The following is a 12,792-nucleotide window of genomic DNA, read 5'->3' as shown; positions in this document are numbered from 1 at the left end:
GACGTTTTATTCCAAAAATACTTAGAGAATGGTGGGCGATACCGGGCTCGAACCAGTGACCCCCTGCTTGTAAGGCAGGTGCTCTCCCAACTGAGCTAATCGCCCACATTGTTTTGATTTCCGTGGAAGGAAATGGTGGGTCGTGCAGGATTCGAACCTGCGACCAATTGATTAAAAGTCAACTGCTCTACCAACTGAGCTAACGACCCAATGGTATCCCGTAGGGGAGTCGAACCCCTGTTACCGCCGTGAAAGGGCGGTGTCCTAGGCCTCTAGACGAACGGGACACTAAGTGAACATCTTGGGGGATGTTCTATCTCTTAAACTTCATAAACCGTATCAATCTGTGTGAACACTCATCGCAATAATCATCGTATAAGGAGGTGATCCAGCGCCAGGTTCCCCTAGCGCTACCTTGTTACGACTTCACCCCAGTCATGAACCACAAAGTGGTAAGCGTCCCCCCGAAGGTTAAACTACCTACTTCTTTTGCAGCCCACTCCCATGGTGTGACGGGCGGTGTGTACAAGGCCCGGGAACGTATTCACCGTGGCATTCTGATCCACGATTACTAGCGATTCCGACTTCATGGAGTCGAGTTGCAGACTCCAATCCGGACTACGACGCACTTTTTGGGATTCGCTCACTCTCGCAAGTTGGCCGCCCTCTGTATGCGCCATTGTAGCACGTGTGTAGCCCTACTCGTAAGGGCCATGATGACTTGACGTCGTCCCCACCTTCCTCCGGTTTATCACCGGCAGTCTCCCTGGAGTTCCCGACATTACTCGCTGGCAAACAAGGATAAGGGTTGCGCTCGTTGCGGGACTTAACCCAACATTTCACAACACGAGCTGACGACAGCCATGCAGCACCTGTCTCAGAGTTCCCGAAGGCACCAATCCATCTCTGGAAAGTTCTCTGGATGTCAAGAGTAGGTAAGGTTCTTCGCGTTGCATCGAATTAAACCACATGCTCCACCGCTTGTGCGGGCCCCCGTCAATTCATTTGAGTTTTAATCTTGCGACCGTACTCCCCAGGCGGTCTACTTAACGCGTTAGCTCCGAAAGCCACGGCTCAAGGCCACAACCTCCAAGTAGACATCGTTTACGGCGTGGACTACCAGGGTATCTAATCCTGTTTGCTCCCCACGCTTTCGCATCTGAGTGTCAGTATCTGTCCAGGGGGCCGCCTTCGCCACCGGTATTCCTTCAGATCTCTACGCATTTCACCGCTACACCTGAAATTCTACCCCCCTCTACAGTACTCTAGTCTGCCAGTTTCAAATGCTATTCCGAGGTTGAGCCCCGGGCTTTCACATCTGACTTAACAAACCACCTGCATGCGCTTTACGCCCAGTAATTCCGATTAACGCTCGCACCCTCCGTATTACCGCGGCTGCTGGCACGGAGTTAGCCGGTGCTTCTTCTGTCGCTAACGTCAAATAATGCCTATTAACTACACTACCTTCCTCACGACTGAAAGTGCTTTACAACCCGAAGGCCTTCTTCACACACGCGGCATGGCTGCATCAGGCTTGCGCCCATTGTGCAATATTCCCCACTGCTGCCTCCCGTAGGAGTCTGGACCGTGTCTCAGTTCCAGTGTGGCTGATCATCCTCTCAGACCAGCTAGGGATCGTCGCCTTGGTGAGCCCTTACCTCACCAACTAGCTAATCCCACCTAGGCATATCCTGACGCGAGAGGCCCGAAGGTCCCCCTCTTTGGCCCGTAGGCATCATGCGGTATTAGCCATCGTTTCCAATGGTTATCCCCCACATCAGGGCAATTTCCTAGGCATTACTCACCCGTCCGCCGCTCGACGCCGTTATCGTTCCCCGAAGGTTCAGATAACTCGTTTCCGCTCGACTTGCATGTGTTAGGCCTGCCGCCAGCGTTCAATCTGAGCCATGATCAAACTCTTCAATTTAAGATTTTGTCGGCTCAATGAATACTGAACATTACATAACGTAATGTTTGAATTGACTGTGCTGAATCCGAAGATTCAATGGTCACTTCGTTTCATTGAAACCTAATTTGATACCGAGGTATCGAATTGGATTATCATCAACGAGTGCCCACACAGATTGATAGGTCTATATTGTTAAAGAGCTTTCCTGTTGAGCTTTACTCAAAACAGGACGGCCATTTTAGCGAGTTAAAGTTTAGTGTCAATCACTTTTTTCAAACTTTCTTCAAGCGTTTTTGCTTGGCTAATTTGGCTTGCTAACTTGGCTTCTTACTTTCGAAACTTAAGCTTCGAAGCGTTGCCGTGTCAGCGAGGTGGCATTATAGAGATTGCGATCACATTGGCAAGCCCTTTTTCTCGTTTTTTTTGATTTTTTTATCGTTCGGATAAATTTGCATCAAAAGCGGTCAAAAGAGCACGTTATTTCTACAGTTCTCTAAATTTATCTGCGAAAAGAGCCACTTTTTCCCAATTGGTGTACTCCACCTCTTTGGTCGTATCGGTTTCGCCACCCGTCATCGACATAATGAACCTAATCATAGTTCTGTCGAACCAACTATAACGTGGGTAATAAAGTGCACCAGCAAAAACACCGATTAGCGTTGGTTTCCAAGGCGACTTAATTAGGAACTTGCGAATGTAGGCACTACCTTCAGGTGTATCCTTTCCTTGGTCCTCTTTACGAGCGGTTAGGTTTACGCAGAAAAATGCCACTTTATTTTGCTCCAATTGATTGAGGTTTCGCTCAATAAACTGGTATAGCTTTTTATTAAGATGGCCATAGCGAATAGAGGCGCCTATCAATACTCTGTCGTATTGGCTGAAGTCAATCGTCTCGACATTATGTAAATCCACCAGCTCACAATCGAAATCTGGAAGTTGTTCATCTATATAGTGGAAAATTTTTTTAGTCTGCCCTTCGCGGGAAGAGTATAGAAATAATGCTTTTGCCACGATTTCCCCTTAGCTACGCCAAAACGTCGGCGTAAGTAGAATAAGTAAGGTAAAGATTTCCAAACGACCAAACAGCATAGAAACTATTAATACCCATTTTGCTTTGTCGTTAACATCACCAAAGTGAAGCGCCACTTCTCCCAAGCCAGGACCGAGGTTGTTCAGAGTCGCAGCCACCGCCGAGAACGCACTGAGCTCATCCATTCCTGTTGCAATCAACCCCAACATACAAACCACAAATACCAATGCGTATGCGGAGAAGAAACCCCAAACCGCATCGACAACACGTTGCGGTAGGGCACTGCCACCTACTTTGATGGTGTAAACCGCGCGTGGATGGACTAAACGTTTTAGTTCACGCGCACCTTGTAAGGTAAGAAGCAGGATACGGATCACTTTCATGCCGCCGCCTGTTGAACCAGCACAACCACCTATAAAGGAAGAGAACAATAACAGCACAGGTAAGAAGAGCGGCCAATCCGCAAAACCTGTTGTCGTAAAGCCCGCTGTTGTGGATATTGATACGGTTTGGAACAGAGCCTGATCGAAAGCATCGTATGTCGATGTGTAAGAATGATGTTTCAGTAATAATAGAAAGCAAATGATAAATAGCAGCACTTGAATAAACAAGAAGGCGCGAAACTCAGGATCTTTCCAGTAATACTTGGGATGTACGCCACCTGATGCAAATGCAGCAAAGTGCAGTGTGTAATTACATGCAGATATAAGCAGAAAAACCACAGTAATCAGGTTAATCGCGTAACTATCAAAATATCCGATGCTGGCATCGTGGGTAGAGAAGCCGCCAATAGCAATGGTGGAAAAGCTGTGACTGATGGCGTCAAATGGCGTCATACCAGCTAACCAAAAAGCCGAAGCACAGGCGATAGTCAGGCTCAAATAGATGTACCAAAGCGCCTTAGCAGTTTCTGCTATGCGCGGCGTCACTTTAGTGTCCTTGACTGGACCAGGGATCTCGGCGCGGTAAAGCTGCATACCACCAATGCCAAGTACTGGCAAAATCGCCACAGCTAATACGATGATTCCCATACCGCCGAACCACTGCAGTAACTGTCGATAGAATAGAATCGCTTTAGGTAACTCATCCAAACCAACAATAACGGTCGCCCCGGTCGTCGTGAGAGCAGAAAACGATTCAAAAAACGCATCTGTCACTGAGACGTTCGGGTTGTCAGCAATGAGAAAGGGGATCGAGCCTGCACTGCCAAGTACTGTCCAGAATAAGACGACAATAAGAAAGCCATCTCGAGCTTTAAGCTCGTGCTTATACCTGCGGTTTGGGTACCAACAAACGGCCCCACAAAACAGCAGAACAAAAAATGTCGTGACAAAAGGCACACCAGCACCATCTCGATAGATCAGCGCAACGAGTGCTGGCGCAAGCATAGTGACACTAAAGAGTGCGAGCAGTAGCCCGACGATTCGAATAATTGAACGAAATTGCATGGATAAATTGACTAGCGAAGCTGTCCCTGTTGCTTCCTGTTTTTCATTATTGTCCGTCTAGCGGAGTGACAATTGCCTTTGCCCCGCTTTTATTAATGATTGCTTGGGTAAACGCGCTCACTTCTCGAAGCTCAATTTCCACCACTAATACCACCTGATCGCTGTATTCAGCCTCGACTTCTATCGCACCAAATTGCGGCATGATTGATTGTGCGATCGGCATAAAACCCATAGTCTAACGTTAGTCTGAGCTTTGTGGTTATTTTTTTCTCAATAGTTTGAAGCAGCTTGAGCGCTTGTTGTACCCCACCCCCATACGCTTTAACCAAGCCGCCTGTACCTAACTTGATTCCACCAGAGTATCGCGTGACCACAGCCGTGATCTCCCCCACACCAGATCCAGACAGCTGAGCAAGGATCGGTTTACCTGCCGTCCCTGAAGGTTCTCCATCATCACTAAAGCCCCACTGCATCGAATCTTCTGGTCGACTAGCAACAAAGCCCCAACAGTTATGTCTAGCATCAGCGTGTTTAGCTTTGATTTGATCAACAAATGCTTTTGCAGCTTCGATACTTGGCGTGTGTGCCAAATAAGTAATGAAGACGCTCTTTTTAATTTCTTCTTCAAATTGAGCGGGCTCTGCTGGAATCAGATAAGGCTTGTCATTCATAGGATTATGGATTCAGGTTTATTTGCCTGAAGTCTATCACGAGTGTGATTTACCCGTCGCATAAGATCTGCCACAGCGCACAATGTTAAACACTTGTTTAAAAATGTATTGAAATTAGACAATCCACGATCCAAACTAACTTTACTGGTCAAACCAGAACAAAAATAAAACGACTTCCTCGATACCTATTTGCCGAGGTACACGGCGTCGTTGAAATAGGTATACAGACAATCCACGATTGTATGTCATGGAGATAGACAATGATTTACCAAGCCGAAACCCTACAGGTAAAGGAAATACAAGATGGTATTGCAGAGCTAAGCTTCTGCTCTCCAAAATCCGTCAACAAACTCGACCTAGCGACATTGGAATCGCTAGATAAAGCTCTTGATGCGCTCATTGCCCATCAAGGCCTCAAGGGGTTGTTGCTCACTTCAGATAAAGACGCATTCATTGTAGGCGCAGACATTACCGAGTTTTTAGGTCTGTTTGCTAAAACGGATGCCGAGCTCGACCAATGGCTGCAATTTGCTAATAGCATCTTTAACAAATTAGAAGACTTACCCGTTCCGACCATCTCAGTGATCAAAGGCCACGCTCTTGGTGGCGGTTGTGAATGTGTGCTAGCAACAGACATGCGTATTGGTGACAAAACCACCAGCATCGGCCTACCAGAAACGAAACTGGGAATCATGCCTGGCTTTGGTGGTTGTGTACGCTTACCTCGCGTTATTGGCGCAGACAGCGCAATGGAAATCATCACCCAAGGTAAAGCATGCCGTGCGGATGAAGCATTGAAAATTGGCTTACTCGATGCAGTTGTAGAGACTGATGCTTTATACGAATCAGCACTACAAACTCTTAACTCTGCAATTAACGAGAAACTTGACTGGCAAGCACGCCGAGCACAGAAAACATCTCCGCTAACGCTGAGTAAGCTTGAATCAATGATGAGTTTCACCATGGCGAAGGGTCTGGTGGCACAAAAAGCAGGCCCTCACTACCCTGCCCCAATGACAGCCGTTATCACGATTGAAGAAGGTGCTCGCTTTGCACGTAATGAAGCGTTAGACATTGAACGTAAGCACTTCGTGAAATTGGCTAAATCGGAAGAAGCAAAATCACTCGTTGGCCTATTCCTTAATGATCAATACATCAAAGGCATTGCGAAAAAAGCAGCGAAGTCAGCAAGTAAAGACACGCAACGTGCAGCCGTGTTAGGTGCAGGTATCATGGGTGGCGGCATTGCTTACCAATCAGCGCTAAAAGGTGTGCCTGTCTTAATGAAAGACATCGCGCAAGCGTCGCTCGACCTAGGCATGACTGAAGCATCTAAGCTGCTGAATAAACGCTTATCTCGCGGTCGCATTGATGGCTTTAAGATGGCGGGTATTTTAGCGTCAATCACACCGAGCCTACATTACGCAGGTATTGAAAACTCTGATGTGATTGTTGAAGCTGTCGTTGAAAACCCGAAAGTAAAAGCAGCAGTTTTAAGTGAAGTTGAATCCCATGTCGGTGACGACACCGTTATCACCTCAAACACCTCGACGATTCCTATCAACCTATTGGCAAAATCACTAAAACGCCCAGAAAACTTCTGTGGTATGCACTTCTTCAACCCAGTGCATCGTATGCCTCTTGTTGAGATCATCCGTGGTGAGCATACCTCTGATGAAACCATCAATCGTGTTGTGGCGTATGCTGCGAAAATGGGCAAATCACCAATTGTCGTTAATGACTGCCCAGGGTTCTTCGTTAACCGCGTATTGTTCCCATACTTTGGCGGCTTCAGCATGCTACTTCGTGATGGTGCTGACTTTACGAAAATCGACAAAGTCATGGAGCGTAAATTTGGCTGGCCGATGGGACCGGCGTACTTGCTTGACGTAGTCGGCATTGATACCGCGCACCACGCACAAGCTGTGATGGCTGACGGTTTCCCTGAGCGTATGGGTAAACAAGGTCGTGATGCGATTGATGCACTGTTCGAAGCAGACAAATATGGTCAGAAAAATGGTAATGGCTTCTACAGCTACACCATAGATAAAAAAGGTAAGCCGAAGAAAACCTTCTCCGAAGCGATCTTACCGGTACTTGCTGACGTTTGTGCCGATAAGCAGGACTTTGACGATCAGACCATCATTCAACGTATGATGATTCCAATGATCAACGAAGTGGTGCTGTGCCTACAAGAAGGCATCATCGCGACTCCGCTGGAAGCAGATATGGCATTGGTTTATGGTCTTGGTTTCCCTCCATTCCGCGGTGGCGTATTCCGCTATCTAGACAGCGTGGGTATTGCTGAATACGTTGAAATGGCAAAACAACACGCCGAGCTAGGTGCGATGTACCAAGTACCGCAAATGCTGATTGATATGGCGGCGAAAGGTGAAAGCTTTTACGGTGCACAACAGCAAGGTTCTATCTAAGGAGGGATTCTAAAATGACTAATCAAACAAGAAATGTTGTCGTAGTCGATTGTCTACGTACTCCAATGGGTCGCTCTAAAGGTGGTGCTTTCCGTCATACACGAGCAGAAGATCTATCTGCGCGCCTAATGACTGGCATTCTTGCGCGTAACCCACAAGTGAACCCAAGCGAGATTGAAGACATCTACTGGGGCTGTGTACAGCAAACACTAGAGCAAGGCTTTAACGTTGCACGTAATGCCGCGCTACTCGCGGGCCTGCCGATTGAAATTGGCGCCGTGACGGTGAACCGCTTGTGTGGTTCATCCATGCAAGCGCTTCACGACGGTACACGTGCCATCATGACTGGCGATGCTGAAATCTGCCTAATTGGTGGTGTTGAGCACATGGGGCATGTGCCAATGAACCACGGTGTAGACTTTCACCCAGGTATGTCAAAGAACGTAGCAAAAGCTGCGGGCATGATGGGCTTAACGGCTGAAATGCTGGGTAAATTACATGGCATTAGCCGTGAGCAACAAGACGAGTTTGCCGCTCGCTCTCACGCTCGTGCGCACGCAGCAACCGTAGAGGGTCGTTTTAAAAACGAAATTCTACCAATTGAAGGCCACGCAACAGACGGCACACTGTTCACTCTGGATTACGACGAAGTGATTCGCCCTGAAACATCCGTTGAAGGTCTATCTCAACTTCGCCCAGTGTTCGACCCAGCAAACGGTACAGTAACAGCCGGTACATCATCGGCTCTGTCCGATGGTGCATCAGCGATGTTGATCATGAGCGAAGAGAAAGCCAATGAGCTTGGCTTGAAGATTCGTGCACGTATTAAAGGCATGGCCATTGCGGGCTGCGATCCTTCTATTATGGGTTACGGTCCTGTACCTGCGACGAAAAAAGCGCTCAAGCGTGCCGGTCTTTCAATTGAAGACATGGATGTGGTTGAGCTAAACGAAGCATTTGCCGCGCAGTCTCTGCCGTGTGCTAAAGACTTAGGCCTGCTTGATGTTATGGATGAGAAGGTCAACCTTAACGGTGGTGCGATAGCATTGGGTCATCCACTAGGCTGTTCTGGTTCACGTATCTCAACAACGTTGATCAACCTAATGGAAGCGAAAGACGCGAAATACGGTCTGGCCACCATGTGTATCGGTTTGGGTCAGGGCATTGCGACAGTATTTGAACGACCATAACAGTTCAAGACGTTGTTGCAGTGATCGAGCCAACAATCATAAGCAAATGAACTAGTACTAAAATTTTTAGTATTACACTTAAGGGCGACAATTGATGTCGCCCTTTTTGTTTTACATCAAACATGCATGAAAAGCATACATTAAATGCTCAAGTTTCATTTTATTCATAGACAAAGAAGACATACACTTAGACCAGTTGATATCTTGCTGCATGTGACCCAGAGTCATGCTACCGCACAATCGGAGAACCTTATGTTTAATGCTCTAGTTCTAAATCAAGAAGACAAACGTACTATCGCTAACATCGAGCAAATCGATGAAACACAACTGCCTGAAGGCGACGTTCTGGTTGACGTTGATTACTCATCGTTAAACTACAAAGACGGCCTTGCGATCACAGGTAAAGGTAAAATCATCCGTAACTTCCCGATGGTGCCAGGTATTGACCTAGCAGGTACGGTAGTAAGCTCAGAAGACGGCCGCTACCAAGCTGGTGACAAAGTTGTCCTTACTGGCTGGGGCGTGGGTGAAAACCATTGGGGTGGTATGTCTCAGCGTGCTCGTCTAAAAGCGGATTGGCTAGTACCACTACCAAAAGGTCTAGACAGCAAGAAAGCAATGATGGTTGGTACTGCTGGCTTCACTGGTATGCTGTGTGTTCAAGCACTGCTTGATGCAGGCATCAAACCTGAAAATGGCGAAATCCTAGTAACTGGCGCAAGTGGCGGTGTAGGCTCAGTCGCAGTAACGCTTCTAGCACAGCTTGGCTACAAAGTTGCTGCAGTGACAGGTCGTGTAGAGAAAAACGGCCCGCTACTTGAAAAACTAGGTGCTAGCCGCATCATCGACCGTACTGAATTTGAAGAACAAGCACGTCCGCTTGAAAAACAAGTATGGGCAGGTGCGGTTGATACTGTAGGAAGCAAAGTACTAGCAAAAGTATTGGCGCAAATGGATTACAACAGTGCAGTTGCAGCTTGTGGTCTTGCTGGTGGTTTTGATCTACCAACCACAGTGATGCCGTTCATCCTACGTAATGTTCGCCTACAAGGTGTGGACTCAGTAATGTGCCCAACAGAGAAACGTATCGCTGCATGGGAAAAGCTGGTCGAGCTACTACCAGACAGCTACTTCGAGCAAGCGTGTACTGAAGTTGCTCTTGCTGAAGCACCGAAATATGCAGAAGACATCACCAACGGTCAAGTAACGGGTCGTGTGGTTATCAAGCTATAAACACTGACTCAGTGTAAATAGACGAAGAGCCGGCATTGCTGGCTCTTTTTTGTTAGCAGTTCAGTCCCATATCTTCGATACGTTTAGCTATCAGACGGCTACACTCTTCACGCACAATCGTTCTTAACCATTCTTGAGCGGGAGAATGTTCGCAACGCGCATGCCAAATCATCGAGTATTCAAACGGCGTGAATTGGAATGGTAATGGTTTCACCACCAAGTCATAACGCTCGGCAACCAGATACGCCAAATCCGCTGGTACTGTGATGATAATTGGCAAGGTATCCATGATCGCCAATGCGGCTTCTAAATGATAAGCCCGCAGAACCATTTTACGCTTAGGTTTCTCCATCAAAGCTTGTTCGATCAGTGCCTTAACACCATCACTGATGGCGATCATGGCATGTGGATGACTCAGATAATCATCCAAGCTCATTTCTTTATTCGCTAATGGATGCTGTTTTGAAAGCATACACAGCACCCCCACTCGCCCCAACACTTCACTGCGTAGAGGCTCCACCGGGCCTGTCGGGCGACAAATCGCTAAGTCTGCACCTTCATAAGTGAGCTGATCTGATAAACGGTCGTGTTGCAGTGGTAAGAAGTTGAAAGACACGTTTGGCGCTTCTTGGTAAATTCTCGGCAAAGCGAACGGTAAGATCGTTTGCATGGCATAGTCGGTGGTCACGATGTTGAAAGTCTGCACGCATTGCAATGGGTCAAACTCAACCGGAGATAACAACTGACGTAAAGACTCTAATGGCTCGCCCAATGAGCGATCGATCTCTAACGCTTTCTGAGTTGGGATCAAATGCTGTCCCTGACGAGTAAACAGCGGGTCTCCCAACAAGTCACGTAGACGACCAAGCACACGACTCATTGCCGATTGACTCAAGTTCAGACGTGTTGCCGCCTTACTGACACTGTTTTCTTCTATCAGTACTCGCAACGCAACCAGTAAATTTAAATCTCGGCGATAGATATCTTCCAGTTCCACGAATTAGCCACTTATTTTGTATGTGTTTGGGTAAATTGTACTCTTTAGGCAAAAAAAATCCCGCCTTTCAGCGGGGAAGCCCAAGAAAAATGGGGATAGTGTCGGAATGAAGTGTCGGTAAAAAATAGGTGAGCGTTATTAAAAGCATTCTGATCCAAGCAAGAAGCGCTAATTTTCTTGCTCAGATGCGCCAGACCATCTGCGCATCTCGATCCAAATCCCAATAATAGTGGCAACCATGCCTACAAGAGGCGTCAAAGAGGTGTCAGCTGGCGTCCTGAGTACCAATGCACAAAACGAGATAAAACACAGCACTGAGTAAATCGTAAGTCTGTCTAACGCTGTTAACATTGCCTCTCCCTTGCCAGTTGTTACCAAATTGTTAATTTAAGGTAAAACAAAAAATTCGGTTTGCCAAGTGGTTATTGAATATTTTTTCAACGAAAGTAAAATTCAACGCTCAGTTAGTTACGAGAATCACACTATGAGCTTTAATCCTGAACTGGCAAACAAGACATTAGAGGCGGAAGGACTGCGCTGCCCAGAGCCAGTGATGATGGTCAGGAAGACAATTCGCAACATGCAAGATGGTGAGATTTTGCTGGTCAAAGCAGACGATCCATCCACAACTCGAGACATTCCGAGTTTCTGCCGCTTTATGGACCATCAATTAGTTGCGGCACAAACGGAGCAAGTTCCGTATCAGTACCTGATCAAGAAAGGATTGGAATAATCTGGTCGAACTAAAAACGGCAGCCTATATTGGCTGCCGTTTGTTTATTCGTCGTATTCGAGTGTGCGAACTTCTGATTGGAGCTTGTTAAGTTGTTTCTTCATTGCCCGCATCTCTTCATGCATAGGAATGATGTGAGCGACACGAATCCACGCTTCTACTGTCAATCCAGTAAGAACGAACGATCCTGCTACAATCGGTAACCACATATCAGTTAGCACCATCGCTAGTAAACACAGCGCTAAACCAAAAGTGAATAAATAACTCTGACTCTTCGGGGACATCCCCATGTAACGTGTAAGCATAAACTTGCCCTCTCGCTATCATTCACACCATTAAACTACCATGACAAGTATGACACTTATATGTCATCCGTCACGCAACGGAACGATTTTGAGTCAGAGTTTGAACTCGCGCAGCACGCCACTAATGATTGATAACTCACATCATTTCACGTGCAAAAAATCAGAACAGTGCAGCCCCTATTGCCAGAGCAATAAACAAAAATGCGGTGATTTTACGGATCAGCCCTAAAGGCATCTTGTCGGCCGACAATTTACCAATCAGGACCACAGGTACATTCGCCAGCAGCATACCGATTGTGGTACCGATAATCACCAAACTTAACGCATCCGCGTATTGCGCCCCTAAGATGGAAGTGGCGATCTGAGTTTTATCGCCTATCTCCGCAACGAAGAATGCGATAAAGCTGGCAATAAATGGGCCTCGATTAGAAATCTGCTCGTCATCATCCAGTTTGTCCGGGATCAGAACCCAAGCCGCCATCGCGACAAAACTGACCACCAGCACCCACTTTAAAATCTCAGGTGATAGATAGTCTGCGACAACCACACCTAACCATGCAGCCAAAGCGTGGTTGGCAATAGTTGCCAAAAAGATTGCTGCAATAATTGGGATTGGTTTTCGGTAACGACTTGCAAGTAATAGAGATAGCAATTGGGTCTTATCGCCAATTTCTGCTAACGCTACAGTAGTAATTGAAATAGCTAAAACGCTCACGACATGCTCATTGGGGCAGGGATTATTATTTTTAACCGAAGACAAACCTCACGCCCCTACCCCGGTTCGTGATGATTTGTCTAAGGTCTTGCTAAACTTGAAAGGCTTCAAGTCTCGAACGCCATGGTG

Annotated in this window: 10 protein-coding genes, 3 tRNA genes, 1 rRNA gene and 1 pseudogene; 4 read left to right on the top strand and 11 right to left on the bottom strand. The window is 47.0% G+C overall.

Going from position 1 to position 12,792, the window contains the following annotated elements; genetic code table 11:
• Positions 1 to 29: 29 nt before the first annotated feature.
• The 7 genes and pseudogenes from J4N43_RS00125 to J4N43_RS00095 all read right to left on the bottom strand — a co-directional run bounded on the left by J4N43_RS00125 (position 30) and on the right by J4N43_RS00095 (position 5,058).
• Positions 30 to 105, bottom strand: a tRNA-Val gene (locus J4N43_RS00125).
• Between the two features lie 28 nt (positions 106 to 133).
• A tRNA-Lys gene (locus J4N43_RS00120) sits at positions 134 to 209 on the bottom strand.
• Between the two features lie 2 nt (positions 210 to 211).
• Positions 212 to 287 (bottom strand) — tRNA-Glu (locus J4N43_RS00115).
• An 89-nt stretch (positions 288 to 376) separates the two neighbouring features.
• A 16S ribosomal RNA gene (locus J4N43_RS00110) occupies positions 377 to 1,927 on the bottom strand.
• 465 nt (positions 1,928 to 2,392) lie between these two features.
• The gene (gene hemG / locus J4N43_RS00105; protein ID WP_158159516.1) at positions 2,393 to 2,920 is read right to left on the bottom strand and encodes a menaquinone-dependent protoporphyrinogen IX dehydrogenase; all 528 of its coding nucleotides are present in this window, start codon (positions 2,918 to 2,920) and stop codon (positions 2,393 to 2,395) included.
• 9 nt (positions 2,921 to 2,929) lie between these two features.
• Positions 2,930 to 4,387, bottom strand: coding sequence for a TrkH family potassium uptake protein (locus J4N43_RS00100; protein ID WP_005378893.1), 1,458 nt, complete (start codon positions 4,385 to 4,387; stop codon positions 2,930 to 2,932).
• A 46-nt stretch (positions 4,388 to 4,433) separates the two neighbouring features.
• Positions 4,434 to 5,058, bottom strand: a pseudogene (locus J4N43_RS00095) (YigZ family protein).
• Positions 5,059 to 5,318: 260 nt separating this feature from the next.
• Between J4N43_RS00095 and fadB the strand changes: the two are divergent.
• From fadB to acuI, 3 genes are all read left to right on the top strand, one after another.
• Entirely contained in the window at positions 5,319 to 7,490 is a 2,172-nt protein-coding gene (fadB, locus tag J4N43_RS00090; RefSeq protein ID WP_158159517.1) for a fatty acid oxidation complex subunit alpha FadB, read from the top strand.
• A 14-nt stretch (positions 7,491 to 7,504) separates the two neighbouring features.
• Positions 7,505 to 8,680 carry an acetyl-CoA C-acyltransferase FadA gene (gene fadA / locus J4N43_RS00085; RefSeq protein WP_158159518.1) on the top strand — a complete coding sequence of 392 codons (1,176 nt, stop codon included), beginning with the start codon at positions 7,505 to 7,507 and terminating at the stop codon, positions 8,678 to 8,680.
• A gap of 252 nt (positions 8,681 to 8,932) precedes the next feature.
• Complete coding sequence (gene acuI, locus J4N43_RS00080; protein WP_252094122.1) at positions 8,933 to 9,913, top strand: acrylyl-CoA reductase (NADPH); 981 nt, start codon at positions 8,933 to 8,935, stop codon at positions 9,911 to 9,913.
• Positions 9,914 to 9,965: 52 nt separating this feature from the next.
• Here the strand turns inward: acuI and J4N43_RS00075 are convergent, their stop codons facing one another.
• Entirely contained in the window at positions 9,966 to 10,910 is a 945-nt protein-coding gene (locus J4N43_RS00075; RefSeq protein ID WP_017821924.1) for a LysR family transcriptional regulator, read from the bottom strand.
• A 168-nt stretch (positions 10,911 to 11,078) separates the two neighbouring features.
• The gene (locus J4N43_RS00070; RefSeq protein ID WP_005378880.1) at positions 11,079 to 11,261 is read right to left on the bottom strand and encodes a hypothetical protein; all 183 of its coding nucleotides are present in this window, start codon (positions 11,259 to 11,261) and stop codon (positions 11,079 to 11,081) included.
• A gap of 133 nt (positions 11,262 to 11,394) precedes the next feature.
• Between J4N43_RS00070 and tusA the strand changes: the two genes are divergently transcribed.
• Positions 11,395 to 11,643 carry a sulfurtransferase TusA gene (tusA, locus tag J4N43_RS00065; protein ID WP_005378879.1) on the top strand — a complete coding sequence of 83 codons (249 nt, stop codon included), beginning with the start codon at positions 11,395 to 11,397 and terminating at the stop codon, positions 11,641 to 11,643.
• 44 nt (positions 11,644 to 11,687) lie between these two features.
• Here the strand turns inward: tusA and J4N43_RS00060 are convergent, their stop codons facing one another.
• A complete protein-coding gene (locus J4N43_RS00060) occupies positions 11,688 to 11,948 on the bottom strand; it encodes a hypothetical protein (protein WP_005378878.1) in 261 nt (86 codons plus the stop codon).
• A 160-nt stretch (positions 11,949 to 12,108) separates the two neighbouring features.
• On the bottom strand, positions 12,109 to 12,663 hold the full coding sequence (locus tag J4N43_RS00055) for a TMEM165/GDT1 family protein (protein ID WP_005378877.1): 555 nt from the start codon (positions 12,661 to 12,663) through the stop codon (positions 12,109 to 12,111).
• Positions 12,664 to 12,792 lie beyond the last annotated feature (129 nt).

Origin of the sequence: Vibrio sp. SCSIO 43009 (assembly GCF_023716525.1) — a bacterium.
GTDB lineage: Bacteria > Pseudomonadota > Gammaproteobacteria > Enterobacterales > Vibrionaceae > Vibrio > Vibrio alginolyticus.
The sequence above is the reverse complement of the archived record's forward strand: the minus strand, read 5'-3'. Positions and strand labels throughout refer to the sequence as shown.

Excerpts from the sequence above, each read along its gene's own strand:
- J4N43_RS00100 (WP_005378893.1), bottom strand. The coding sequence starts at position 4,387 with ATGCAATTTCGTTCAATTATTCGAATCGTCGGGCTACTGCTCGCACTC.
- fadB (WP_158159517.1), top strand. The coding sequence starts at position 5,319 with ATGATTTACCAAGCCGAAACCCTACAGGTAAAGGAAATACAAGATGGT.
- fadA (WP_158159518.1), top strand. The coding sequence starts at position 7,505 with ATGACTAATCAAACAAGAAATGTTGTCGTAGTCGATTGTCTACGTACT.
- acuI (WP_252094122.1), top strand. The coding sequence starts at position 8,933 with ATGTTTAATGCTCTAGTTCTAAATCAAGAAGACAAACGTACTATCGCT.
- J4N43_RS00070 (WP_005378880.1), bottom strand. The coding sequence starts at position 11,261 with ATGTTAACAGCGTTAGACAGACTTACGATTTACTCAGTGCTGTGTTTT.
- tusA (WP_005378879.1), top strand. The coding sequence starts at position 11,395 with ATGAGCTTTAATCCTGAACTGGCAAACAAGACATTAGAGGCGGAAGGA.
- J4N43_RS00060 (WP_005378878.1), bottom strand. The coding sequence starts at position 11,948 with ATGCTTACACGTTACATGGGGATGTCCCCGAAGAGTCAGAGTTATTTA.